Source organism: Candidatus Mycobacterium wuenschmannii (assembly GCF_030252325.1).
Taxonomy (GTDB): domain Bacteria; phylum Actinomycetota; class Actinomycetes; order Mycobacteriales; family Mycobacteriaceae; genus Mycobacterium; species Mycobacterium wuenschmannii.
Genome location: NZ_CP126981.1, coordinates 731,914 through 755,613 on the forward strand (window position 1 = coordinate 731,914; position 23,700 = coordinate 755,613).

A 23,700-nucleotide genomic window follows, 5' to 3' on the forward strand; every position below is an offset into this window, starting at 1 on the left:
CCGGCGGCTATGCTGCCGTTCCATGAAACGGACAGCCATCAGCGGCGCAGCGGTCGCCATCCTTGCCACCTCGATCACCCTGGCCGGCTGTGGATCATCGCCGAGCAACAGCACCGCGGCTAACAACCCGTCGTCGGCGAGCGCCAGCGCCAAGCCGCAACCCAAGGTGGCGCCGCGGCTGGCTCCCGAGGGTCCCAACCCGACCATCGCGGGTTACTTCAAGGACGCGCACATCACCGCGACCCCGGTGCACAAGGGCGACCCCGGCGCGCCGACCGTCAACTTCCCGATGCCCGACGGCTGGGCCGACGCGGGACCCGACACCCCGCCCACCGCGTACTGGGCGATCGTCGACAACGGTCCCGAATCGGCCAAGTACACCCCCAGCATCGTGGCGACCGTCTCCAAGCTCGACGGCGACGTCGACCCGCAGAAGCTGATCGAGCTCGCCGCGGGCGCGACGAAAAACCTGCCCGGCTTCAAGATCCACAACGACGGCACGGAAGACAACCTCGGCGGATTTCCGGCCTATCAACTGGCCGGGACGTGGACACAGGACGGCCAGACCAGGGCGGTCCTCGACAAGGTCGTCGTGATCAACGGCAAAGACGACGTGATCTACCTGCTGGAGCTCAACGCCGACGCGCTGCCGGATCAGGTCGAGAAGGCAGTCCCGGCGGCGGTCGCCATCGACGAGAAGACGACGATCACCCCGTAGGCATGGCCGCGGCGGCGTCGGGGTACGCAACCCAGACGTTTCAGCCCAACGTCACCGAGGACGGTTGTCATGTCTCTCAACGTCGCCCGCAAACTGATCGAGTCACACCTCGAGTCCGGCGAGCCGAAGCCCGGCGAAGAGATCGCCCTGCGTATCGACCAGACGTTGACCCAGGACGCCACGGGCACGCTGGTGATGCAGGAGTTGGAGGCGCTCGGACTCGACCGCGCCCGCACTGAGGTCAGCGTCCAGTACGTCGACCACAACCTGCTGCAGACCGACGAGAAGAACGCCGAGGATCACGAATACCTGCGCACCGCCGCGCAGCGATTCGGGCTGTGGTTCTCCAAGCCCGGCAACGGCGTATCGCATCCGACGCACATGCAGCGGTTCGGGATTCCGGGCAAGACGATGGTGGGCTCGGACTCGCACACCCCGGCCGCGGGCTCGCTGGGCATGCTGGCGATCGGCGTCGGTGGACTCGAGGTCGCGCTGGCCATCACGGGGCGCCCGCTACATATCCGGATGCCGGAGATCTGGGGTGTCAGGCTCACAGGTGAACTGCCGCAATGGTGTTCGGCCAAGGACGTGATCCTGGAGATGCTCAGGCGCCACGACGTCAAGGGCGGCGTGAACCGGATCATCGAATATTACGGCCCCGGGCTCGCCACGCTGAGTGCGATGGATCGCCACGTCATCGCCAATATGGGCGCCGAACTCGGTGCTACCACAACGGTTTTCCCGAGCGATGAGGCGGTCCGTGACTTCCTGCGCGCCGAGGACCGCGAGGACGACTGGGTCGAACTGCTGGCCGACGACGAGGCGGAATACGACGTCGACGAGGCGATCGACCTCTCCGCGATCGAACCCCTGATCGCCAAGCCCTCGTCACCGGGAAACGTGGTTCCGGTTCGCGAGGTCGCCGGCGAGGAGATCGCCCAGGCGGTGATCGGGTCGAGCGCCAACCCAGGACTGCGTGACTTCGCGATCGCCGCCGCGATGATCGCCGGACGACAGACCGCCCCCGAGGTCAGTTTCGACATCAACCCGACGTCACGCGAGATCTTGACCGACCTGACAAAAATGGGCGCCACAACGGAATTGGTGATCGGCGGCGCCCGCATCCATCAGGCCGGCTGCATGGGGTGTATCGGCATGGGCCAGGCGCCGGCGACCGGGCGTAACTCGCTGCGCACGATGCCGCGCAACTTCCCGGGCCGCTCCGGCACCAAGGAGGACGCCGTGTGGCTGTGTTCGCCCGAGACCGCCGCGGCGTCGGCGCTCACCGGTGTGATCACCGATCCACGAGACTGGGCCCGCGACAACAAGGTCGACTATCCGACGCTGGACTTTCCGCAGCAGTCGGCGATCAACACCGTGATGCTGGTCGCGCCGTTGCGCGAGAAGGAGGCGAAAAAGGTCGAGCCGGTCAAGGGGCCCAACATCTCCAGCCTGCCGGATCTGCCGCCGCTGCCCGATGAGATCGAAGCCCCGGTGCTGCTCAAAGTCGGCGACAACATCTCCACCGACGAGATCTCCCCGGCGGGAGCCCGCGCGCTGCCCTTCCGCTCGAACATCCCCAAGCTCGCCATGTTCAGCTTCACCCAGGTCGATGAGTCCTATCCCGAGCGGGCCAAAGACTCTGATGCGACCGGTCACATCATCGTCGGCGGCGACAACTACGGTCAGGGCTCGTCGCGCGAGCACGCCGCGATCGCGCCGCGGCACCTGGGCCTTCAGGTCGTGATCGCGAAATCCTTCGCCCGTATCCACTGGCAGAACTTGGCCAACTTCGGTGTGCTGGCGCTCGAATTCGACGACCCCGACGACTACGAGAACGTCGATCAGGACGACACCTTGCGCATGTCCGGCGTCCGCGATGCGCTGGCCAAGTCCGACACCCTGCAGGTCGACAACGTCAGCAAGGACACATCTTTCACTGTGCGGCACAGACTTTCGTCGCGACAGGTCAAGGATGTGTTGGCCGGCGGGTTGATTCCGCGGCTGGCCGAGGACGAGTAGCCCGTCGGTACCCCTCGTGGGCCAGCAGCGCCGCGTGCAGGGGTCCCCACTCGAACGGCCGGTAGTCGCTCGCTGGAACGAGTCTGTCGGCCAATGTCGGGGCGGTGTCTCTCAGGATCCGGCGGGCGCGGTGCGCGTGAAAGGTGTTGGACGCGATCGTGATCGAGCCGCCCTCAGCGAGCAGCGGCGCCGAGTTGGCAATGTTCTCGATCGTGGTGCGAGACGCGTCCTCGATGACGGTGTGCGACGCCGGCACTCCCAGCGAGTGCACCGCGTAATCGGCCATCATCGTCGCCTCGGCGACCGGTGTCCGTACCGCCCCGCCGGAGAAGATGAACCGGGCGCGTTGCGGATCGCCCGATCGGACGGCGATCCGGACCCGCCACCGCTGCAGCACCGGTATCGGGCAGCCCAGCACCAGCACGTTCGTCGCCGACGCGTCGCCGGCCGCGCCCGACCGGGTCGGGTAGAACTCGCGCGACGCCTTCCACGTTGCCCATTCAGACCATCCCAACGTCACCGCGATGACGCCGGACGCGACCGCGATCCACGTATTCCGCCCACTCATCGGCCCAATTCTCGTCCTAGCGGCGAGCGGGCGGTGTCGGTCGGTCGAAAGCCCTTTCTAGACTGGGCCGGTGCGTCTCGTCTTTGCCGGTACCCCCGAACCCGCGTTGCCCGCGCTGCAGAGTCTGATCGACTCGCCGCGTCACGAGGTGGTCGCGGTGCTCACTCGGCCGGACGCCGCATCGGGCCGGCACGGTAAACCCAAGCCGTCGCCGGTCGCGCAACTCGCGCTCGAGCGCGACATTCCGGTGCTGCGACCGGAGCGGCCGAACTCCGCGGAGTTCGTCGCCGAACTAGCGGAGCTGGGGCCGGACTGCTGTCCGGTCGTGGCGTTCGGAGCACTGTTGCGCGACGACCTGCTGGCGGTGCCGGCACGCGGATGGGTCAACCTGCACTTCTCGCTGCTGCCGGCCTGGCGTGGGGCGGCCCCGGTGCAGGCGGCCATCGCCGCGGGCGACACCGTCACCGGTGCGACGACATTCCAGATCGAATCCGGCCTGGACTCCGGGCCGGTCTACGGCGTGGTCACCGAATCGGTGCGGCCGATCGACACCGCGGGGGATCTGCTTGGCCGACTGGCGGTTTCGGGGGCGGCGTTGCTGACGGCCACCCTGGACGGCATCGCGGACGACGCGCTCACACCGGTGCCGCAGCCGGCCGACGGCATCAGCGTCGCGCCCAAGATCACCGTCGAGGAGGCGCGGGTGCGCTGGGATCTGCCGGCCGAGGTCGTCGACCGCCGGATCCGGGCCGTCACGCCCAACCCGGGAGCGTGGACGCTGATCGGCGACCTGCGGGTCAAGCTCGGGCCGGTCTACCTCGATACCGACGGTCACAGCCTGCCAAACACATTGGCGCCCGGTGAAATTTACGTCGACCGCCGCAGCGTGCGGGTCGGCACCGCGTCGCAGGCGGTCCGGCTGGGCCAGGTCCAGGCCCCGGGCAAGAAGTCGATGAACTCCGTCGACTGGGCCAGGGGAGCGCGACTCGACGAGGCGGTACGCGCGTCATGAGTCCGCAGCAGGGAAACCCGCGCCGGGACCGGCCGGCGAAGACGCGTCCACCCCAGCGGCCGCCGCGGCGCAAGCCGCTCGATCCGGCCCGCCGTGCCGCATTCGACGTCTTGCAGGCGGTGCGTGAGCGCGACGCCTATCCCAACCTGTTGTTGCCGGTCTTGTTGCGGGAGCGTGGAATCACCGGACGCGACGCCGCCTTCGCCACCGAGCTGACCTACGGCAGCAGCAGAGTACGAGGCCTGCTGGACGCCGTGATCGGCGCCGCCGCCAACCGGTCGCCCGACACCATCAACCCGGTGCTGCTGGACCTGCTGCGGCTCGGTACCTATCAACTGCTGCGCACCCGTGTCGACGCGCACGCCGCCGTCTCAACCACCGTCGAGCAGGCTGCCATCGAATTCGATTCGGCGCGAGCGGGATTCGTCAACGGTGTGCTGCGCACGATCAGCACCCGAGATGAGCAGTCGTGGCTCGACGAGCTGGCGCCCAGCAAGTCGGCCGACCCGATCGGCAACGCCGCGTTCCTGCATGCCCACCCGCGTTGGATCGCACAGTCTTTCGTCGACGCATTGGGCGGCGCCGCCGGTGAACTCGGCGCGGCGCTCGCCGCGGACGATGCCCGGCCGCAGGTGCATCTCGCGGCCCGACCCGGTGTGCTTGCCGCCGGCGACCTGGCCACAGCTGTGGACGGCAGCGTAGGCCGGTATTCGCCGTACGCGGTTTACCTGCCCGCCGGCGACCCCGCCGATGTGGCGGCGGTGCGCGACGGTCAGGCGCTAGTGCAGGACGAGGGCAGCCAATTAGTCGCGCGCGCAGCGGCTTTGGCCCCGGTGGACGGCGATACCGGGCAATGGCTCGACCTGTGCGCGGGCCCGGGTGGCAAGACCGCCCTGTTGGCCGCGCTGGCGGCCGAGGTGGGGGCGCGGGTCACCGCGGTGGAGCCCGCCGACCATCGTGCCGACCTCGTCGTGCAGAACACCACCGGGTTGCCGGTCGACGTGCTGCGGGTCGACGGGCGCAGCACCGGCCTGGAGCCAGTCTTCGACCGGGTGCTGGTCGACGCGCCATGCACCGGTTTGGGGGCGCTGCGACGTCGCCCGGACGCGCGCTGGCGGCGTCAGCCCGCCGATGTGCCGGCGCTGACCAAGCTGCAACGCGAACTCCTGGCGGCGGCGATCACGCTGACCCGGCCGGGCGGCGTCGTGCTGTACGCGACCTGCTCGCCGCATCTGTCCGAGACCGTGGGCGTGGTGGGTGACGCGCTGCGTCGTCATCCGGTGTCCGCGTTGGACACCCGGCCGCTGTTCGAGCCGGTGACCGACCTGGGCGACGGACCCTACGTTCAACTGTGGCCGCACCGTCACGGCACCGACGCGATGTTCGCCGCAGCCCTGCGTGTCAACCGTTCGGATCCTCCTCGCGCCGCGCGGCGCACATCGTCGCCGAACGTCGACGGTTAGTTAAGGTGACGTTCATGTCAGGCAAGACCGACCGGCCGCTCATCGCTCCCTCGATACTGGCCGCTGATTTCGCCCGGCTGGCCGACGCGGCCGCCGACGTCGAGGGCGCGGACTGGTTGCACGTCGACGTGATGGACGCGCACTTCGTGCCGAACCTCACCCTCGGTCTGCCGGTGGTGGAAAGCCTGCTGGCCGCCAGCGACATCCCGATGGACTGCCATCTGATGATCGAGGACCCCGACCGCTGGGCGCCGCCGTACGCCGAAGCCGGCGCGTACAACGTGACGTTTCACGCCGAGGCGACCGAGAATCCGGTCAGCGTGGCCCGCGATATTCGCGCGGCGGGTGCCCGGGCGGGCCTGAGCATCAAACCCGGCACGCCGCTGGATCCCTACCTGGAGATCCTCAAGGACTTCGACACCTTCCTGGTGATGTCCGTCGAGCCCGGGTTCGGCGGTCAGAAGTTCATCCCCGAGGTGCTGAGCAAGGTGCGCGAGGTGCGCAAGCTCGTCGACTCCGGCGAGCTGACGATCCTGGTCGAGATCGACGGCGGCATCAACGCCGACACCATCGAGCAGGCCGCCGAGGCCGGCGTCGACTGCTTCGTCGCCGGGTCGGCCGTCTACGGCGCCGACGACCCGGGTGCGGCTGTCGAGGCGTTGCGGCGCCAGGCCGGTGCTGTGTCGCCGCATCTGCGCCGATGACCCCGCCGGCGGCCATGAGCCACGAGGCCGCCATGCGCCTGGCCGTCGAGCAAGCCGATCTGGTGAAGGGCAAGACGTACCCCAACCCGCCGGTCGGTGCGGTCATCCTGGATCATGCCGGCCGTGTCGTCGGCGTCGGCGGCACGCAGCGAACCGGCAGTGCGCACGCCGAGGTGATGGCGCTGCGCCGGGCGGGCCGGCTGGCGGCCGGCGGCACCGCGGTGGTCACGCTGGAACCCTGCAACCACCACGGCAAGACCCCACCGTGCGTCGACGCGCTGATCCAGGCGGGCATCGCGGCGGTGGTCTACGCGGTCGGCGACCCCAACCCGAAGGCGGCTGGGGGAGCGGCACGGTTGGCCGCGGCGGGCGTGGCCGTGACCGGCGATGTGCACGCCGACCTGGTCACGGCCGGACCGCTGCGCGAATGGCTGCACAAGCAGCGCACCGGCCTGCCGCACGTCACCTGGAAGTACGCCACCAGCATCGACGGCCGCAGCGCGGCCGCCGACGGCTCGAGCCAGTGGATCACCAGCGAATCCGCCCGCGCCGACGTGCACCGGCGACGGGCCACCGCCGACGCGATCGTGGTGGGCACCGGCACCGTGCTCACCGACAACCCGACGCTGACCGCACGGCTGGCCGACGGCAGCCTCACCGAGCGTCAGCCCATGCGGGTGGTGGTTGGTATGCGCGAGATACCCTCGGAGGCAAAGGTTCTCAACAACGACACCCGCACGATGGTGATTCGCACCCGCGAGCCCGCCGAGGTGCTGAGGGCGCTGTCCGACCGCACCGACGTGATTCTCGAGGGCGGTCCCACGCTGGCTGGGGCATTCCTGCGGGCGGGCGCGATCGACCGAATTCTGGCCTATGTCGCCCCGATCCTGCTCGGGGGACCGATCACCGCGGTCGACGACGTCGGGGTGCCGAGCATCGGTCGGGCGCTGCGCTGGCGCTACGACGGCATCGAGCGAGTCGGCCCGGACCTGGTGCTGAGCTTGGTGCCGCGGGAGTCGGCGTCGGGCACCGTCAGGAGCGACCGCCCAGCCCCGGGATGAGCATCGGAACCCGCCGGCGGTAGTCCCGGTACCGATCGCCGAAGAACGCGATCAGGTCGCGCTCCTCCAGCCGCACGGCGAACAGGATGTATCCGGTCATCACGGCCGCAAAGAGTAAGTGCCCCAATGTCATTGCCGGTGTGCACCAGAACGCGATGATGAAGCCGGTGTAGATCGGATGCCTGACCAAGCGGTAGAAGAACGGCGTCGCGAATTCGTGCTCGGCGGCGGGTCGGCGAGTCAGTCGCGCCAGCACCTGGCGGAGACCGAACAGGTCGAAGTGGTCGATCAGGTAGGTGCTGATCAGCACGGTGAGCCAACCGGCGGCGCTGACGGCGACGAGCAGGGTGCGCCACGGCTGCGCGATCACGTGCCACACGTCGGCGGTGATCGGACGCCACGCGGCAATCAGCACGATCAAACAGACGTTGGTGGCCAGCACATAGGTGGATCGCTCTGCGCTGGTGGGGATTACGCGGGTCCAGCGCCGTTTGAACGCCGGCCGTGCCATGACGCTGTGCTGGACACCGAACAGCGCGAGCACGGCGAGATCGGTGAGCACCGCCCCGACGGTGACGGCTCCGTCGCCGTTGCCGTGGTCGATGGTCGTGGGAATGAGCTGGACGCCGCCTACGGTGAGACGCGCGTCGGCGACGAACCCGATCAGGTACAGGAATACGAGCAGGAAGACTGCATAGACGGCGAAGCCGTACGCGGCGACGACCACGCCTCCGACCGCGCTTTCTGCGGGTCGCGACGACGACTCATCAGCACGAGTCACGGGATCAGTGTCCTCCGTCTCCGGCCGATACACCAGGGTGTGCACTCAGCCCTCCGGCTGAGCTTGGTGCCGCGACAAGGCGCTGCGCGCCGTCCCGGGGTCGCGGCACCAAGCTGGTCAGCCGGCCAGACCGCTCTTGATCGCGGCGTCCTGCTTCTGGCCGATGTCAGTGGCGAACGCCGGCGGCACCGGGTCGTCGGGTTTTCCGTCAAACTCAAGCGTGACAAAGGCTTTGCCTTCGGTGAACAGCAACACGGTCACCGACTTCGAGCCGTCGGGCGAGGTGCCCTGCACGATAGTTCCGCCCTCGCCGACGGCCGCGGGTTGCGCTTCCCCGCCGGTCACGTTGCTGCTCAGCGACGACTTCGCGCCGTCCAGGGCGGTGGCGGCGCCCGCCGAGTCCGGCAGGATCATGATCGTGTCGCCGATTTCACGGGTGTCGGCCTGGTTGCTGAAAACGCCTGCGACACCTGTCTTTCCGTTCGGGTTCTCCGTCGGCGGCGAGAGGGTGAAGGTGTCGCCGGGCAGCGTGATGTCCTCGGCCTTGATCAGCAACTTGGCGTAACCGCCCGACGGGGCCTCCGAGGAACTCGGTTCCGCTGTGGAGCTCTTGGCGGTGGCCGAGGCCGACGACGACGTCGAAGCCGGCTTGTCCGACTTGCTGCTGCAGCCCGTCACCGATAGACCCACCAGCACGGTGGCCGCCGTCAGGCCCGCCACCGCGATCACCGGGGTTTTCATCAAAGCGCTCCTTAGTTGATTTGCCCGCGCGATCCGCGCGTGGACGCGAACCATTTTCGGGGTTGCTGGCACCGTAACCCCACGGCGCTGCTAGTGCGGATAATTATTCAGTTTTGGTGGCTCTAGTTAACCTAGATTTTACATTGATTGCAATGTATTCCCTTCCTTTCGCGTGCAATACTTCGCCGATTCATCTATCTGAGATGACTGAAAGGCAGACATGGCGCACTCGTTTTCGCGGACACTATTCGTCGCTAGTGCAATTACCGGAACCCTGATCGGCACCGCGGCGTGCTCGAGCGGTCCCAAGATGGTGAGCAAGGACGACATCGCCAAACAGATCAGCGCCAAGATGACCGACGCCGCCGGCAACAAGCCGGACTCGGTCAGCTGCCCGGACGGCCTGAAGGGTCAGGTCGGCGCGCAACTGAACTGCGCGATGAAGATCAAGGGGCAGGACTACAACGTCAACGTCACCGCTACCAGCGTGAAGGGCGACGACGTCGAGTTCGACATGGTCGAGACGGTCGACAAGGACCTGGTGGCGAGCAAGGTCAGCGAGCAGCTCACCGAGAAGGTCGGCCGTAAGCCGGACTCGGTGACGTGCCCGGACAACCTGAAGGGCACCCCGGGTTCGACGCTGCGCTGCGAGCTCAAGGACGACGGCCAGGCCTATGGGGTCACGGTGACGGTCACCGACGTCGACGCCGGCGATGTGCACTTCGATTTCAAGGTCGACGATCAAGCCAAGTAATTGACACAAGCGTCTTCCAATCGATTTCCAATCATCGGTGCGTATTGTCTGCGCGCCATAAACGAATTAACGGGGCTATGGAAGGGCGGCAGATGCCGGCAATGAATTGGTTAACGCGGTTAATTGCGTTTGCTGCAGCGGCTTTACTGGTGTGTACCGGCTGCAGTACGACCAAAGCCTCGAAGCCGGTGCCGAAATCGGCCGATCCGGCCGCGTCGGTGCAGATCCACGGCGATGCCGCCGACCCGGTCAACAAGCTCGCCATCAAGGCGATCGCCGACCTGCAGACCTATTGGGGCAGCGAATTCCCGAAGCTGTACGGCCACGACTACACCCCGGTCAAGGGCGGCTTTTACGCCGTGACGCCGTCGTCCGGACAGCTGGCGCCGTGCGCGGCCGCCGCCTCCGACATCTCGGGTAACGCGTTCTACTGCTCCAAAGCCGATGACGTCGCCTGGGACAGCGAACAGCTGCTACCCAGTCTGCGAAAGCGCTTCGGCGACTTCGTCATTCCCGTCGTGCTGGCCCACGAGTGGGGCCACGCCATCCAGGCGCGCGCCAACTTCCAGGGGCCGACGGTGGTCAAGGAGATCCAGGCCGACTGCTTTGCCGGAGCGTGGGCGGCCCACGCCTCCAAGAGCGACGCATTCAAGGCCAGTGCCGATGATCTGGACAACGCGCTCGCCGGATTCCTCTTCCTGCGAGACGAACCCGGCACCGAGAAGCACGACCCGCAGGCACACGGCAGCGGCTTCGACCGGGTGAACTCGTTCCAGACCGGGTTCGACAACGGCCCGAGCGCGTGCAAAGGCTACAAGCCCGGCGACCCACCTGTGGTCGAGATCCCGTTCAACAGCGCGGCCGACGTGGAGAGCGGCGGCAACGCGCCATACGCGGACATCATCGCGGGCGTGCCCGCCGACCTCGAGGACTACTGGTCGCAGGTCTACCCGAAACTGACTGGCGAGCCCTGGAAGCCGCTGCAGCCCGTTAAGGCGTTCGACCCGGCCGAGGCGCCCACTTGCGGTGGGCAGCCCACTTCCGCGTACGTGCTCTTCTACTGCGTGCCGGAGGACTATGTCGGATTCGATGCGGTCAAGGCCATGCCCGAGATCTATGACCAGGGTGGCGATTTCGCGGTCGCCACGCTGATTGCGACCCAGTACGGCCTGGCGGTGCTCTCACACGGCGGACAGGACGCCAGCAACAAGCTGACGTCGCTGCGCGCCGACTGCATGGCAGGGGCGTGGGCGGCCAGCATCCTGCTCGAGGACCGTCCGGAGAGCCCGTACAAGATGTCACCCGGTGACCTGGACAAGGGCATCACCGCGCTGATCGTCTTCCGGGGTTCAGGTGACGTAGAGCGACAGGGACACGGTTCGGTCCGCGTCGACGCGTACCGCGATGGCGTGATGAACGGCGCCAAAGCCTGCGTGACGCGTTAGTCGTGTTCACGGTCCTGGGGTTCTCGTTGGGCTTCCTCGCCCTGGGTGCTGTGGTGGCGGTGATCAATGTCGTGACAATGGTGTTCACCATCGCGTTCACCGTCTACGCGTCGCTGGCGCTGATCGGGGTGGTCGTCTTCAGCGTCATCGGTATCCGGCGGGTGCTCGACCGACGGCGTTCCAACCAGATCCAGCCGAGTGCGTCACTGACATGACGACGCACGAATACCCCTACTCCCCAGACGAATTCCCGCAGCGGCCGCCGGCGTATCCTCCGCCGTACCCGCCACCGCCCGGGTGGCCGCCGGCCGTGGACGCCTGGGGCCGGCCGCTCTCGGACCGCAGCAGGGTCACCGCGGGTCTGCTGGGCATCTTCTTCGGCAGCCTCGGCATCGGCCGGTTCTACCTCGGCTACACCGGCGTGGGCGTCGCGCAGATCGCGGTAACCTGGCTGACCTGTGGCCTCGGCGGGCTGTGGCCGCTGATCGACGCGATCATGATTCTGAATCGCAAGATTCCCGACGCGCAGGGCCGCATCCTGCGCGACTGACCGCCGCTAGCGCACTCGCACGGGATTGACCACCGCGATCGGTAGCCGCACGGACTCGTGGCCCGGACTGGAGAACCCGGCGTAAAACATTGTGGCGCCGACGAACCAGTGCATCGAGGAGTTGACCGCGCTGGCGCTGGGCGCCGCGTCGAGGGGTAGCGCGATCTGAAAGGGCAGCCGGACCGGGGCGCCTTCGCGCAGTGTCACGTGTTTGTCGAGCTGGACGGTGCGACCGTTGGCGACCTCGTCGAATCCCGGTGTGCGCGTGCGCGGATGGGAATCACGCTGCCACTGCCACTTCACCCGGACATCGCCGGCCGCCAGATCCCGGCTCGGGGTCACGACGACGGCACCGTCGATGGTCTCACCGGCGCGAAACACCAGTCGGGGCAACTCGATGTCGAGTCTGGACGCCGCACTGCCGGTGACCTGTTCGATCCCGCCGAGGTCGGCCGGGGCATCGCCGACGTCGGTGACAACCGTGAACTCGGCCGACTCTTCGACGTCGATACCACGGCGTTGCACAACCAGCCGGCACGACCAGCCGGCGATGCGGGACGACGAAGGCGGTGCCCACGACGGAATCCGGAACGTGGCCGATCCCTCGGTGAATTCAGATGTCGGAGTGGGCAATTCGGCGACAAAGACACCGATCCATTCTTTGGTGTTGCGGTCGGTCCCGTAGGTCGTGCCGACGTCCTGGGTCAACCACATCGCGCCGGTCGCCTCGGTCGCGGCCGCATCGGCATGGCCGGCCCAGCGATAGCGGAAGAAGTTCTGGTAGCCCAATTCGATGCGCGCCGAACTCACGTCGCTGATCGGCTTGGCTGTGCTGACCCGCACGTCGACGGACTGACCGGGGGACACCACCGACGGTGTCACGGTGACCTGCGCCCGGGCAGGCCGGAGAAAACGGCGCACTATTTCTGTCGACTGGCCGCGTACTCTTCGGGCCGGTTCTTCTTCATCCAGGCCCGCATGGGCCAGAACAACACCCACAGCACGGGATACACCGTGACGTAGAACCCGTAGTAACACACGACGGAGAACAGGGCCCCGGCCACCCACGCCGGGTAAGTGAGAATCAGGCAGAACTGCAGGAACTGCTTGATGACGACCGGATAGCCGTCGGCCTGCGACAGGACGAATCGTGGGCTCATCGACGCCAAAAGCCTTCGGACCGTTGATGTCTGCGCTTCGGCCTCGGCCTGAGCCTCGCTGACGTCCCGGCCCCGCTCCGCGCGAGTCAGCCCACGCTCCGGCGGCGGCGGTTCGCTGATACTCATCGGCGGAACGCTAGCCCGCACAATTGGATCCTGATTGGAGGCGGGTGTGCGCGCTACGTGGCCGCGGACACCGCGAGTCGACGGGCCAATTGCTCGTCCCAGATGTGCTCACCCGTGGCGTTGGCCACCGCCTGCGCTCGCTCCAGCAGCTGCTGGGCGTGATCGACGTGACCGTGGTGATTTTCGATGTCGGCGATCAACGCCAGGAAGAACGGCGTCATCACCATGCTGCCGTCGTGGGTGTAGTCACGGAACGCCTCGAAGGCGGCGTCCCGGTCACCACCCTCGCCGGACAGCGTCCGCGCCCACTCGCCGATCATCCGCGCGCAGGCCGCCCACTGCGGCGATCCCGCCGCCATCATCTCCTGGTAGACCTCCTCGGCCGCGGCCACGGTGCCGTCGGTGACGCCCAGGATTGCGTCGATCTCGACGCGCACCAGCTTGGCGGCCAGAATGTCGAAGTGGGCGCGCCGACTCTGCGCCAATTCCAGGGCGACCTTGCGTTGCCGATGTGCGCCCGCGCGGTCGCCGAGAAGCGCCCGGCCCAAACTCAGCCAGCAGTACACCCGGGGGTGGAAGAACACCAACGGGTCGGCGACCGTCTCGGGCGGGGGGAAGCGCGCCATCATGGTTCCCGCGACGGACTCCTGCGCCTCGTGTTCGCCGCGCAGGGTGTGCAGCATGACCTGGACGAAGTGGCTCGACACGCCCACGTCGGGATCGCCGGTCGCCGCGTACTGCGCGACCAATCCGCTGGCCAGGGCCTGCGCTTCGTCGAGACGTCCACGGACGCAGAGCATGTAGCACTGCATCGCTACGGCGCCGTGGTAGTGCTTGCCGCTGGCGTGTTCGCCGATCTCGAACGCGCGCTGCACGGCCGCGGCGGCGGCCGGGCTGTTCTGCCCGTCGAGAATTGCGTGGGCACCGGCCAGATGCAACCACAGACTCGCTTGCCGTTGCAGCGGTTCGGGTTTGGGCGGCAGCTTGCGGCACACCTGCAGCGCGTGTCCCGCGAGGATCGCGATGTCGTCGTATGCCGAGCGGGCCAGGCCCCGCTGGATCGCCGTCTCGTAAATCTCCAGGGCGATCTCGAGATTGATCTCGGTGCCGGCCCGCCAGGCGTGGTCGGCGACGGAGATGACGTCCTCGTAGGCGGCGGTCGCGATGCTCGCGGCGCTGTGGGCGGCGATCGCCGCGTGCACCGCGGCCCGCTCGGAGCCGGGCACCTGCGTGAGCACCGCGTCGTGCAACAGGCCGTGCCCGAACCGGTAGCAGCCCGGCCGGTCGGCGACCTCGTCGAGCAGTCCGGTTTCGTAGGCCGGTCGCAGGCGGGCCTGTACGGTCGACACCGACAGGTCGACGACGTCGGCCAGGTCGGCGATGTCGAACTCGGCGCCGATCACCGCGGCCGCGGCCAGCGCCCTCCTGCTGGGCCGGTCGAGGCGGCCCAGCCGCTGGCCGACCATGCCGGCGACGGCCGCCGACACGTCGTCGGTATGTCCGTCGGATGCGTCGTGCAGCCGGTCGTGCGCGACCAGGACTGAGACGAGTTCCCTGATGTACAAGGGGTTTCCGCCGGTACGGTTCCACACCCGCTGAGACACGGCGCCCTCGGTGCCCGTACCGGCCAGCGCGTCGACGAGGGTGGCCGCGGCGGCGGGCCCGATGCCGTCGAGATGAATCGACCGGGCGGCCTCCAGGCGGACCAGCCGCTCGAAGGTGGGCCGGTTCATCGGCCGGCCGCTGCCGAAGTAGGTCCAGTTGCCGATCACCTGGATCGGCGCGCGCCCGAGTTGCGCGCTCAGCAAGGACAGCGCATTGCCGGACGGGAAGTCGGCCAGATGCAGGTCGTCGAGGACAAGGAGCAACGGGCGGATCGCGGAGAGTTCACACAGCGCCGACACCACACCCTCGATAAGCGCGAAACCCGTTGCGGCAGCCCGGACCCCGGAGTTGATGGCATCGCGTTCGGTCCATTCGGGCACCAGCGCGTCGACCACACCGGGGGCGACCCGGCGCACCGCGTTTCGACCCGGCTGTCCGAGTTCGTCACCGAGTCGGCGCAGCAATTGGATCCACGTCCACATCAGGGGTAACCGGACACCCGGCGGGTGCGCGGCCCACGCGATGGCCATGTCGGCCTTGCGGGCATGCGTCGAAACCGCCTGTGCAAGAGCCGTTTTCCCGATTCCGCTTTCCCCGGTCAACAGGATCAGCCCGCCCGTGCCCGCGCGGGTATTGCCCAATGCAGCGGTGATGCTCTCCAGTTCTGAGTTCCGCCCGACGAACGGGATCTGGCTCTGCGGGTCGGATCCGGGTGAGACGGCGGGGGGTTCGGCCGGCGGGTTGAAATGCAGATCCGTCGCCTTGTCGCAGATCTTGCGGTAAAGGGTCTGCAGACCGTCGCCGGGAGCGGTGCCGAGCTCGCGGTCCAGCGTGGCGCGGGCGCGGTCGAACGCGCGAATCGCGTCGGAGGTGCGGCCGGCCCGGTACAACGCCACCATCAGGTGGCCCCACAGTCGCTCCTCGGTCGAGTCGGCCGCGATGGCCGCCTCGATCTCGGGAACCAAGTCGCCGCCGTCGCCGGATTGCAGCGCCGCATCGAAGCGCGCTTCGATTGCGGTGTGGCGCAACGCGATATAGCGCGTCGCGTCGGCGTGGGCGAAGTCGCGATGGGTGAACTCCCCGAACGGGTCGCCGCGCCACGAGGTCAGCGCCGTACCGAGCTTGTCGAAGGCGGCCGCGGCAGCGCCGCGAACCAGGGCCGCCCGGCCCTCCTTGACCAGGGTCTCGAATCGGTGCAGATCGACCGAGTCGTCGTCGAGCAGGGTGAGCTGGTAGCCGTACGCCCGGGACGCGAGCCGCAGCTTCGGCTGGGCGACGGTGTCGGTCGACACCGGCAGGATGCGCCGCAAATTGGTGACGTAGGCCCGCAGCGATGCCAGCGCCTTGGGTGGGGGCTTGTCCTCCCAGACCGCGTCGATCAGTCGGTCGACGCTGACCACCGTGCCGTGGTTGGCGAGAAGAACGGCCAGCACGCAGCGCTGTTTCGGTCCGCCGAGTGGCGCCAGTGCCCCGCCGACGCGGGCCTCGACCGCGCCGGACAGCTGGTATTCGACCATGACCCCCACCGCGAGCGAAGATGCTGACCGTTGCTAGCGGTCACACGATACATGGCCATAGGTCTGGCCGCGTGCTGGTTGGACCGCACCATCGGTATTACCTGCGAAAACTCTGTGAATTGCTGAGCGGTTGATCCATACTCAGGCCCTGATGAAAACACTCGGCTCTGCGACGCGGTGCTGCGCCGGCGTGCTGATCGGTGTCGCGGCGCTGCCACTGACCGGGTGCGGCGCGACCGTCAAGCCCGACGGGGCCGCCAGATCGGTCGTCGATGTCGTCTCGCGGCAAACCGGATTCACGCCGAATGACGTGCACTGCCCATCGGGGGTCAAGGCCACCGTCGGCGGTCAATTCGATTGCGGCTTCACCGGTCCGGAGGGGCCGTACGTCGCGCACATGCGGATCACCAAGGTCGACGGCGACAACGTCGAGTTTGACGTCAAGACCGCGCCGCGCGCGCCGTAGCCGCTGGAGGGTACCGTGCACAACGCTTGGGACACAGTCGGGTTCGTTGCGTTGATCGTGCTGGGGATCGCCGCGGTCCAGGCCGTGATCTGGATACCGATCATCGTCTGGTGGCGTCGCAAGTCGCGCGTGGCCCGGGTGAGGCTCGAGGCGGCCCTCGAGTCAGAGACGCCAGTTCGCCCGCCGGAGAAGGGGGTGTACCGGGGGGCGACCGCGCCCGGTTATCCCGTCGTCAACAACAACGGGACCATCGCGCTCAGTGCGCGGCGACTGATCTTCATCACCCTGACCGGCAAGCTGATTGACGTGCCGGTGGCGCAGATCGTCGGGGTCCGCGAAGACAAAGTGTTCAAAGCGTCTGTGCGCGGGGGCCGTTCGCACCTGATCGTGCAACTACCGTCCGGCGAAGTCGCCTTCTACGTCGCCTCCAACGCCGACTGGATCGGCGCCCTGAACGGGCTGATCAGACAGCCGGGCTGACGGGTTCCGAACTCAGCGCCTCGGGCTCGTCGGCGTGCACACTGCGGCTGCTGATCAGTAGACCGATCAGTGCGCCGACGATGCAGATGACCACGGTCGCACCGAAGATTTCGCCGTACATTCCGGCGAACGCCTGTCGGTACAGGTCGCCCATTGCCGCCGCGCGTTCGAAGGGACTCGCGTCCTTTCCGAGCCGGGGTGTCTTGGCGGCTAGCTCGGCCGTGATTTGCGGGAGCCGGTAGAAGCCCCAAGCACTCAGCGACGCGACCCCGATGAGCATTCCCGTCATGCGCGCGACCACGACCGCGGCCGACGCGATGCCGTGCTGCGCTGACGGCACGACCCGCAGGCTCGCGGACGTCAGCGGGCCGATCACCAGGCCCAAGCCGAGGCCCGCAACCACCAACTCCGGCAGCACGATGAGACCGTGGAACACCGCCCGGTGGTCGGCCAGATGGATGTCCCACTGCCGAACCACGACGTAGCCGGCGGCGGCAATGAGCAGACCGATGAACGTCACCGCACGATCGCCGATCTTGGTGGCGATCAACCCACCCACGACGGCGCCGACAGGCAGTGCGGCAAGGAACCACAGCAGAACCATTGCCGCGTAGTTCTGGTCTCTCGACAACACGCCTTGAACGAAGAGCTCGACGTCCACCAGCGTCACCATCAGGGCGGCGCCGGCGCACAAGGAGGCGCCCAGCGCGGACAGGAACGTCCGGAAATGCACCCCGGTCGGGTCGATCAGCTTGGTGCGTGAAAACCGTTCCCAGACAACGAAAATGACTGCGGCTACGACAGCCCCGATGATCAGCGGCGGACCGTTTTCGGGCAGCGCGTGCTTACCGTCGGGGCTGGGGTTGTACAGACCGATGACCGCCAGTCCGAGCGTGAGCGCCAGAAGTACACCGCCGACGATGTCAATCTTCTCCGGATCGGCGCTGCGGTCGCGGCCCGGCAGGCTGAACTGGATCATCGCCATCGACGCGAGCGCCAGTGGGATGTTGATCCAGAACACGTCCTGCCAGCGACTGGTCAGCCAGACGACGAAAATGCCGTACAGCGGACCGAGCACGCTGCCGAGTTCCTGCGCGGCACCGATGCCGCCGAGGATGCCGGCCCGGTTGCGTTGCGCCCACAGGTCTGCGCCCAGCGCGAGTGTGACCGGGAGCAGGGCGCCGCTGGCGATGCCTTGGACGACACGTCCCAGCTCCAGGGCGTCCAGATTGGTAGCCCGGGCGGTGATCACCGAACCGATGGCAAAGGCAGCGAGGCTGACTTGCAGCAGCAGCTTGCGGCCGAATCGGTCGGATGCCCGTCCCAGCAGCGGCATCGCCGCGATGTAGCCGAGTAGGTAGTAAGTGATGATCGGGGTGATGCGCTGCAGCTGGTTGATCGGAACGCCGATGGTCCCGATGATGTCGCGCATGATCGTGACCACGACGTAGGTGTCGAGGGCGCCAAGGAGTACCGCGAGACTGCCGGCGCTGATGGCGACGCCGCGGCCCGCGCGTTGCGGTGCTGTCACGGCGCGACGGGGGGCTTGGTGACCTGAACCGGGGCGTTCCAGTTCGACAGCGTCAGCTGCAGAGAGTTGCCCGGGCTCTGCTCCAGCTGGGTCTGGACCAGCTGGTGGTCACCGTTTTCCTCGATCCACACCGTCGAGGGCAGCGGTTGCGTTGCCTTCAGTCGCGGCATGATGCCGTTCACCGCGTCTGCCGAGACGGTTCCGGTGATCTTGATGGTGCTTTGCCCACCGACGTTCTCACGGCCCTCGGCCTTCGGGTTGCTCAGGTTGCTCAACACGTTGGCGAGTCCGACCTCGGGCTTGAGGATGGTCGACGGGTCATACAGGTCGGACGCCTTGCCGAAGCTATCCCACTGGCCGGGCGTCAGGGCTCCGTAAAGGATCCCGTCGAGCACGACGAACGGCGCATCGATGTCGGAACCGCCGAAGATGATGCTCGCGTTGCCCTGCGCGGCGGTCTGCGGCGTGGTGGTCAGATCGCCCGTCAGCGACTTGACCGGCAGACCCTTGATCTTGCCGTTGACGGTCAGGGCCAGGTGCACGCTCTTGACGTTCTTGGTGCTCTGGGTGGATTCCTTGATCAAGGTGGCCGCGTCCGGCAGCGGACCGCCGGATTGCTTGGACGACGAGCAGCCGCCGATCAAGGCGGCGCCGATCGACACGGCGGCGAGAACGGCAAGGATGCGGGATACAGGTCGGGGCGTCTGCATAACTTGCAGAGTAGCGGGTCGCGCCGACCGGGCAGAGAAGCGCAAGGTGGGCGGGACGTCGCGCGGGGGACCGCGACTCACTAGCCTGAGGCGGTGTTCACCGGAATCGTTGAAGAGCTGGGTGAGGTCGTCGTTAAGGATGAGCTGGGGGATTCCGCCCGCTTCACCATCCAGGGTCCGGTCGTCACCGCCGACGCCGGGCATGGCGACTCGATCGCGGTCAACGGGGTGTGCCTGACCGTCGTCGAGATACTCCCGGGCGGTCAGTTCACCGCGGACGTGATGGGCGAGACGCTCAGCCGGTCCAGCCTGGGTCGCCTCGTCGCTGGTAGCCCGGTCAATCTGGAGCGGGCCGCGGCCCTGAACAGTCGCCTGGGCGGGCACATCGTGCAGGGTCACGTCGACGGCACCGGAAAAATCCTCAGTCGCACGCCCACCGACAACTGGGAAGTGGTCCGAATCGGGCTGCCCGTCGAGCTGGCCCGGTATGTCGTGGAGAAGGGATCGATCACCGTCGACGGCATCTCGCTGACGGTGTCCGCCCTCGGCGACGACTGGTTCGAGGTGTCGCTGATCCCGACCACCCGCGAACTGACCACGCTCGGGCCGGCCGAAGCCGGGACTCAGGTGAACCTGGAAGTGGACGTCATCGCCAAATACGTGGAGCGACTACTGCACGCGAAGTCGGTCTAGCGGCGAAAGACTGGGTCGTTGTCGATGTGGCGCCTGTGCGGATGGGGCAACGCCTGGGGCGGACCCTGATCGCCGGGCCCTTGCGCGCCCGGCGCGGGATCGGGGCTCGATGGTTGTCCCGGGTCGTCCGCCGCAATGATCGACGGGCTCGCGGATACCGCCGGGCCGGTGAGGACAGCGCCGACGAGCAAAGCGCCGGCGAGGCCAAGACCACAGGTCAAGGCGCGCAAGGTGCGCATCGCGGGCAACGTCGCCATGAAGCCACAGTAGCGCCGAAAGCACGCCCCGTGGCCGATATGTGTGAGTCGTGTTTGAGGTTGCACTGAATTGTCGGCAGACCGTCATCCGCGCGAAAGGTGCTGTCGAGCTTGGAAAAGGCAACGCCCGCTCCGCCTGGTCGGCGAAGCGGGCGTCTGGTGGGTGAATCTTTACAGCGGGATCCAAACTCCGAAGAAGTTGAAGCCCCACTGATTGAATTGTGGGTTCCAGAACGGGTTTTCCTGGTAGCCCCAGTAGTTGATCGGGCCGTCGCTCCACCGTCCACCCGGTGGCGGAAGCGGCCGATTCCAGGCCGGTCGAGGAGGCTCGCCGCCACCCCACGGTGCCGGCCCGTTGCCCCACGGCGCTCCGCGGAAGTACCCGCGGTGGTCGTCGCCGTGCCATGGTCCTGGCCCGCTCATTCCATGCGGTCCGGGTCCACCAGGTCCGTGCGGTCCCGGCCCACCTGGCCCACCCGGTCCGCCCGGACCAGGCCCGCCGGGTCCGTGGCCACCGGGTCCGGGACCACCCGGTCCGCCCGGCCCGTGGCCGCCCCCGCCGCCCGGCTCCTGCGGCGCGGGTGCGTGATTGACGGCGGGGGCGCCATGGCCGCCCGGTAGTGGCCCGGGCGCGGCGCTGGCAATTCCGGTGCCCACCCCCAGTGCGGCTGCGCCAAGGGCACCGGCTATTCCTGCGCCGGCGATCAGTTGCCTCAATGTCATGGTCCTTCACCTACCTTCTCGGTATTCGGCGGACGTTCCCCCACGACTTGAACATTAAATAGCTAAGCTATGAATTAGCTACGCGCCGGCTCTGGAAACCTTCTGCGGATGAGTCGCTGTGACGAAAGTGCTCACTGAGTGAGCAGCGGCAATAACTCATCCGACGTGGTGGTTCATACTGGAGACAACACCTGAGGACGTCAGGTGTGTTTCATTGACAAGGTGGCTGCGATGACGAGGTTGGACTCGGTCGAGCGCGCGATCGCCGACATCGCGGCGGGCAAGGCGGTCGTCGTCGTCGACGACGAGGACCGGGAGAACGAAGGCGATCTCATCTTCGCGGCCGAGAAGGCGACCCCTGAGCTGGTCGCGTTCATGGTGCGCTACACGTCCGGCTACCTGTGTGTGCCGCTGGACGGCGAAATCTGCGACCGGCTCGGTCTGCTGCCGATGTATGCGGTCAATCAGGACAAGCACGGCACCGCGTACACGGTGACGGTGGATGCCAAAAACGGTGTCGGAACCGGTATTTCGGCGTCCGACCGGGCGACCACCATGAAGCTGCTCGCCGACCCGGCCAGCGTCGCCGACGACTTCACCCGGCCCGGGCACGTAGTTCCGTTGCGCGCCAAGGATGGTGGCGTGCTCCGTCGTCCCGGCCACACCGAAGCCGCGGTCGACCTGGCCCGGATGGCGGGTCTCTCGCCGGCCGGCGCGATCTGCGAGGTCGTCAGCCAGAAGGACGAAGGCGCGATGGCGCAGACCGACGAGCTGCGGGTCTTCGCCGACGAGCACGATCTCGCGCTGATCGCCATCGCCGACCTGATCGAATACCGCCGCAAGCACGAGAAGCACATCGAGCGGATTGCCGAGGCGCGCATCCCGACCCGGCACGGTGAATTCCGTGCGGTCGGCTACAGCAGCATCTACGAGGACGTCGAGCACGTGGCGTTGGTCCGCGGTGAGATCGCCGGTCCCAACTACGACGGCGATGATGTGCTGGTGCGTGTCCACTCCGAATGCCTGACCGGAGACGTGTTCGGGTCACGCCGCTGCGACTGCGGTCCGCAACTGGACGCCGCGATGGCGATGGTCGCCCGCGAAGGCCGGGGTGTGGTGCTCTACATGCGCGGCCACGAGGGCCGCGGCATCGGCCTGATGCACAAGCTGCAGGCCTACCAGTTGCAGGACGCCGGTGATGACACCGTCGACGCCAACCTCAAGCTCGGATTGCCCGCCGACGCAAGGGATTACGGAACCGGTGCGCAGATCCTGGTTGACCTTGGTGTGCGCTCCATGCGGCTGCTGACCAACAACCCAGCAAAGCGGGTCGGCCTCGACGGCTACGGGCTGCACATCCTCGAGCGCGTGCCGTTGCCGGTGCGGGTCAACGCGGAGAACATCCGCTATCTGATGACCAAGCGCGACCGGATGGGCCACGACCTTGCCGGGCTGGACGACTACCACGAATCCATCAATCTGCCAGGCGAATTCGGCGGCGCTCTGTGACCGCCGGCGACGAATCAGAGCGCAGCGATGCCAAGGAGCGGCGCTTATGAGCGGTGCCGGGGTACCCGACATCGCGTCGCAGGACGCTTCGGCACTCACGTTGGCGATCGTGGTGAGCACGTGGCACAGCAAGATCTGCAACCAGCTGCTCGATCGCGCTCAACTGGTCGCGGACCAGTGGGGCGTCAAGAACCCCACCGTCGTGCGGGTGCGTGGTGCGATCGAGATTCCAGTGGTCGCGCAGGCACTCGCCCGTGACCACGACGCAGTGGTCGCGCTCGGCGTGGTGATCCGCGGCCAGACACCGCATTTCGACTACGTCTGCGACGCGGTGACGCAGGGTCTCACCCGGGTTTCGCTGGACGAGTCGACCCCGGTGGCCAACGGGGTGCTGACCACCAACGACGAAGCGCAGGCCCTCGACCGGGCGGGCCTGCCCGATTCCGCCGAGGACAACGGTGGCCAGGCGACGGCCGCGGCGCTGAGCACCGCGCTGACTCTGCGCCAGCTGCACGGAAAGTCGTGACCGCCCGATCCGACCAGGACACCTGGGATGTGCAGCTGCGGCCACGCCTGACGCCGTATGTCGCCTACGCCGTGGCGGCCGTTCTCGTCGTCGCGCATGTGGCGATCGGCCTGCTGCTCAAGATGGGGTCCACCGGGGTGATCTTCCAGACCTCCGACCAGATCGCGATGGCTGTGCTCGGCGTCGTGCTTGCGGGGCTCGTGCTGCTGTTCGCGCGGCCGCGGCTACGGGTCGGCGCGGCCGGGCTGTCGGTGCGCAACGTGCTCAGCGACCGGCTGGTGCCCTGGGGTGAGTTGGTGGGTGTGTCCTTTCCCGTGGGGGCCCGCTGGGCACGGATCGATCTGCCCGACGACGAGTACATCCCGCTGATGGCGATCCAGTCCGTCGATAAGGATCGCGCCGTGGCGGCCATGGACGCCGTGCGGAAGCTGCTGGCGCACTACCGGCCTGATCTGGCGTCGCACTGATCAGCGCTCGCCGTGTCTGGCGTCGAATGTGCGGCTGGCTTCACATTCGGCGCCGAGTGTGCGCCTAGCTCCGCGTTCGCCACGCATCCGGTTCACGTCGTCGGCGTCGGC

26 protein-coding genes are annotated in these 23,700 nt (G+C 67.5%); 16 read left to right on the top strand and 10 right to left on the bottom strand.

The annotated features are described in order from the left end of the window. Nucleotides 1–22: 22 nt before the first annotated feature. Nucleotides 23–718, top strand: a complete 696-nt coding sequence (locus PT015_RS03710; RefSeq protein WP_285188886.1) for an LpqN/LpqT family lipoprotein — start codon at nt 23–25, stop codon at nt 716–718. Nucleotides 719–787: 69 nt separating this feature from the next. Further along, the gene (locus tag PT015_RS03715; RefSeq protein ID WP_285188888.1) at nt 788–2,740 is read left to right on the top strand and encodes an aconitate hydratase; all 1,953 of its coding nucleotides are present in this window, start codon (nt 788–790) and stop codon (nt 2,738–2,740) included. Here PT015_RS03715 and PT015_RS03720 read toward each other — a convergent pair. Beyond that, entirely contained in the window at nt 2,688–3,308 is a 621-nt protein-coding gene (locus PT015_RS03720) for a YdcF family protein (protein WP_285188889.1), read from the bottom strand. The two genes, PT015_RS03715 and PT015_RS03720, sit on opposite strands and share 53 nt — an antisense overlap. 70 nt (nt 3,309–3,378) lie before the next feature. On the opposite strand from PT015_RS03720, the gene fmt reads away from it, so the two are divergent. Genes fmt through ribD form a run of 4 tightly spaced genes read left to right on the top strand, consistent with a single transcriptional unit; the run spans nt 3,379 to nt 7,548 of the window. Then, complete coding sequence (gene fmt, locus PT015_RS03725; RefSeq protein ID WP_285188890.1) at nt 3,379–4,320, top strand: methionyl-tRNA formyltransferase; 942 nt, start codon at nt 3,379–3,381, stop codon at nt 4,318–4,320. After that, the gene (locus tag PT015_RS03730) at nt 4,317–5,783 is read left to right on the top strand and encodes an RsmB/NOP family class I SAM-dependent RNA methyltransferase (protein WP_285188892.1); all 1,467 of its coding nucleotides are present in this window, start codon (nt 4,317–4,319) and stop codon (nt 5,781–5,783) included. The genes fmt and PT015_RS03730 overlap by 4 nt, the downstream gene beginning before the upstream one ends. A gap of 14 nt (nt 5,784–5,797) precedes the next feature. After that, nucleotides 5,798–6,487: a ribulose-phosphate 3-epimerase gene (gene rpe, locus PT015_RS03735; RefSeq protein ID WP_390887925.1), complete on the top strand. Its 690-nt coding sequence runs from the start codon at nt 5,798–5,800 to the stop codon at nt 6,485–6,487. Continuing rightward, entirely contained in the window at nt 6,484–7,548 is a 1,065-nt protein-coding gene (gene ribD, locus PT015_RS03740; protein ID WP_285188894.1) for a bifunctional diaminohydroxyphosphoribosylaminopyrimidine deaminase/5-amino-6-(5-phosphoribosylamino)uracil reductase RibD, read from the top strand. The genes rpe and ribD overlap by 4 nt, the downstream gene beginning before the upstream one ends. Here the strand turns inward: ribD and mddA are convergent. Continuing rightward, nucleotides 7,520–8,329 (bottom strand): methanethiol S-methyltransferase, encoded by an 810-nt coding sequence (gene mddA, locus PT015_RS03745; protein WP_285188896.1) that lies wholly within the window; start codon nt 8,327–8,329, stop codon nt 7,520–7,522. The genes ribD and mddA overlap by 29 nt on opposite strands. A 117-nt stretch (nt 8,330–8,446) precedes the next feature. Then, nucleotides 8,447–9,070, bottom strand: a complete 624-nt coding sequence (locus PT015_RS03750) for a hypothetical protein (RefSeq protein ID WP_285188897.1) — start codon at nt 9,068–9,070, stop codon at nt 8,447–8,449. Nucleotides 9,071–9,290: 220 nt separating this feature from the next. Between PT015_RS03750 and PT015_RS03755 the strand changes: the two genes are divergently transcribed. From PT015_RS03755 to PT015_RS03770, 4 genes are all read left to right on the top strand, one after another. Beyond that, nucleotides 9,291–9,824, top strand: a complete 534-nt coding sequence (locus PT015_RS03755; protein ID WP_313825825.1) for an anti-apoptotic protein — start codon at nt 9,291–9,293, stop codon at nt 9,822–9,824. A 188-nt stretch (nt 9,825–10,012) separates the two neighbouring features. After that, complete coding sequence (locus PT015_RS03760; protein WP_285188900.1) at nt 10,013–11,269, top strand: neutral zinc metallopeptidase; 1,257 nt, start codon at nt 10,013–10,015, stop codon at nt 11,267–11,269. Nucleotides 11,270–11,271: 2 nt separating this feature from the next. Next, nucleotides 11,272–11,484 (top strand): hypothetical protein, encoded by a 213-nt coding sequence (locus PT015_RS03765; RefSeq protein ID WP_285188903.1) that lies wholly within the window; start codon nt 11,272–11,274, stop codon nt 11,482–11,484. Further along, nucleotides 11,481–11,819 (top strand): TM2 domain-containing protein, encoded by a 339-nt coding sequence (locus tag PT015_RS03770; RefSeq protein WP_285188905.1) that lies wholly within the window; start codon nt 11,481–11,483, stop codon nt 11,817–11,819. The genes PT015_RS03765 and PT015_RS03770 overlap by 4 nt, the downstream gene beginning before the upstream one ends. A 6-nt stretch (nt 11,820–11,825) precedes the next feature. Here PT015_RS03770 and PT015_RS03775 read toward each other — a convergent pair whose 3' ends face one another. From PT015_RS03775 to PT015_RS03785, 3 genes are read right to left on the bottom strand one after another with little or no spacing between them, the layout of a single operon-like run. Beyond that, complete coding sequence (locus PT015_RS03775; protein ID WP_285188906.1) at nt 11,826–12,701, bottom strand: vacuolar protein sorting-associated family 26 protein; 876 nt, start codon at nt 12,699–12,701, stop codon at nt 11,826–11,828. 38 nt (nt 12,702–12,739) lie between these two features. Beyond that, entirely contained in the window at nt 12,740–13,105 is a 366-nt protein-coding gene (locus PT015_RS03780) for a hypothetical protein (RefSeq protein WP_285188908.1), read from the bottom strand. A 53-nt stretch (nt 13,106–13,158) separates the two neighbouring features. Then, nucleotides 13,159–16,227, bottom strand: coding sequence for an AfsR/SARP family transcriptional regulator (locus PT015_RS03785; RefSeq protein WP_285188911.1), 3,069 nt, complete (start codon nt 16,225–16,227; stop codon nt 13,159–13,161). A gap of 151 nt (nt 16,228–16,378) precedes the next feature. Here PT015_RS03785 and PT015_RS03790 point away from each other — a divergent pair, with 151 nt between their 5' ends. Beyond that, entirely contained in the window at nt 16,379–16,693 is a 315-nt protein-coding gene (locus tag PT015_RS03790) for a DUF4333 domain-containing protein (protein WP_285188912.1), read from the top strand. Between the two features lie 15 nt (nt 16,694–16,708). After that, the gene (locus PT015_RS03795; protein ID WP_285188913.1) at nt 16,709–17,173 is read left to right on the top strand and encodes a hypothetical protein; all 465 of its coding nucleotides are present in this window, start codon (nt 16,709–16,711) and stop codon (nt 17,171–17,173) included. Here PT015_RS03795 and PT015_RS03800 read toward each other — a convergent pair. Together PT015_RS03800 and PT015_RS03805 are read right to left on the bottom strand one after the other, a co-directional pair. Beyond that, nucleotides 17,157–18,746 (bottom strand): MFS transporter, encoded by a 1,590-nt coding sequence (locus tag PT015_RS03800; protein WP_390887990.1) that lies wholly within the window; start codon nt 18,744–18,746, stop codon nt 17,157–17,159. The two genes, PT015_RS03795 and PT015_RS03800, sit on opposite strands and share 17 nt — an antisense overlap. Then, nucleotides 18,701–19,414 (bottom strand): LppX_LprAFG lipoprotein, encoded by a 714-nt coding sequence (locus PT015_RS03805; protein ID WP_285188916.1) that lies wholly within the window; start codon nt 19,412–19,414, stop codon nt 18,701–18,703. Before PT015_RS03805 ends, PT015_RS03800 begins: the two co-directional genes overlap by 46 nt. A 93-nt stretch (nt 19,415–19,507) precedes the next feature. On the opposite strand from PT015_RS03805, the gene PT015_RS03810 reads away from it, so the two are divergent. After that, complete coding sequence (locus PT015_RS03810; protein ID WP_285188918.1) at nt 19,508–20,107, top strand: riboflavin synthase; 600 nt, start codon at nt 19,508–19,510, stop codon at nt 20,105–20,107. On the opposite strand, the gene PT015_RS03815 is transcribed toward PT015_RS03810, so the two are convergent. Together PT015_RS03815 and PT015_RS03820 are read right to left on the bottom strand one after the other, a co-directional pair. Beyond that, entirely contained in the window at nt 20,104–20,364 is a 261-nt protein-coding gene (locus tag PT015_RS03815; protein WP_285188919.1) for a hypothetical protein, read from the bottom strand. The genes PT015_RS03810 and PT015_RS03815 overlap by 4 nt on opposite strands. Before the next feature lie 171 nt (nt 20,365–20,535). Beyond that, nucleotides 20,536–21,087: a chitin-binding protein gene (locus tag PT015_RS03820; protein WP_285188921.1), complete on the bottom strand. Its 552-nt coding sequence runs from the start codon at nt 21,085–21,087 to the stop codon at nt 20,536–20,538. 231 nt (nt 21,088–21,318) lie between these two features. Between PT015_RS03820 and PT015_RS03825 the strand changes: the two genes are divergently transcribed. Genes PT015_RS03825 through PT015_RS03835 form a run of 3 tightly spaced genes read left to right on the top strand, consistent with a single transcriptional unit; the run spans nt 21,319 to nt 23,589 of the window. Next, nucleotides 21,319–22,596 (top strand): bifunctional 3,4-dihydroxy-2-butanone-4-phosphate synthase/GTP cyclohydrolase II, encoded by a 1,278-nt coding sequence (locus PT015_RS03825; protein WP_285188922.1) that lies wholly within the window; start codon nt 21,319–21,321, stop codon nt 22,594–22,596. A 46-nt stretch (nt 22,597–22,642) separates the two neighbouring features. Next, nucleotides 22,643–23,122, top strand: a complete 480-nt coding sequence (gene ribH, locus PT015_RS03830; protein ID WP_285188923.1) for a 6,7-dimethyl-8-ribityllumazine synthase — start codon at nt 22,643–22,645, stop codon at nt 23,120–23,122. Then, entirely contained in the window at nt 23,119–23,589 is a 471-nt protein-coding gene (locus PT015_RS03835) for a PH domain-containing protein (RefSeq protein WP_285188925.1), read from the top strand. The genes ribH and PT015_RS03835 overlap by 4 nt, the downstream gene beginning before the upstream one ends. The last annotated feature ends 111 nt before the right edge of the window (nt 23,590–23,700 follow it).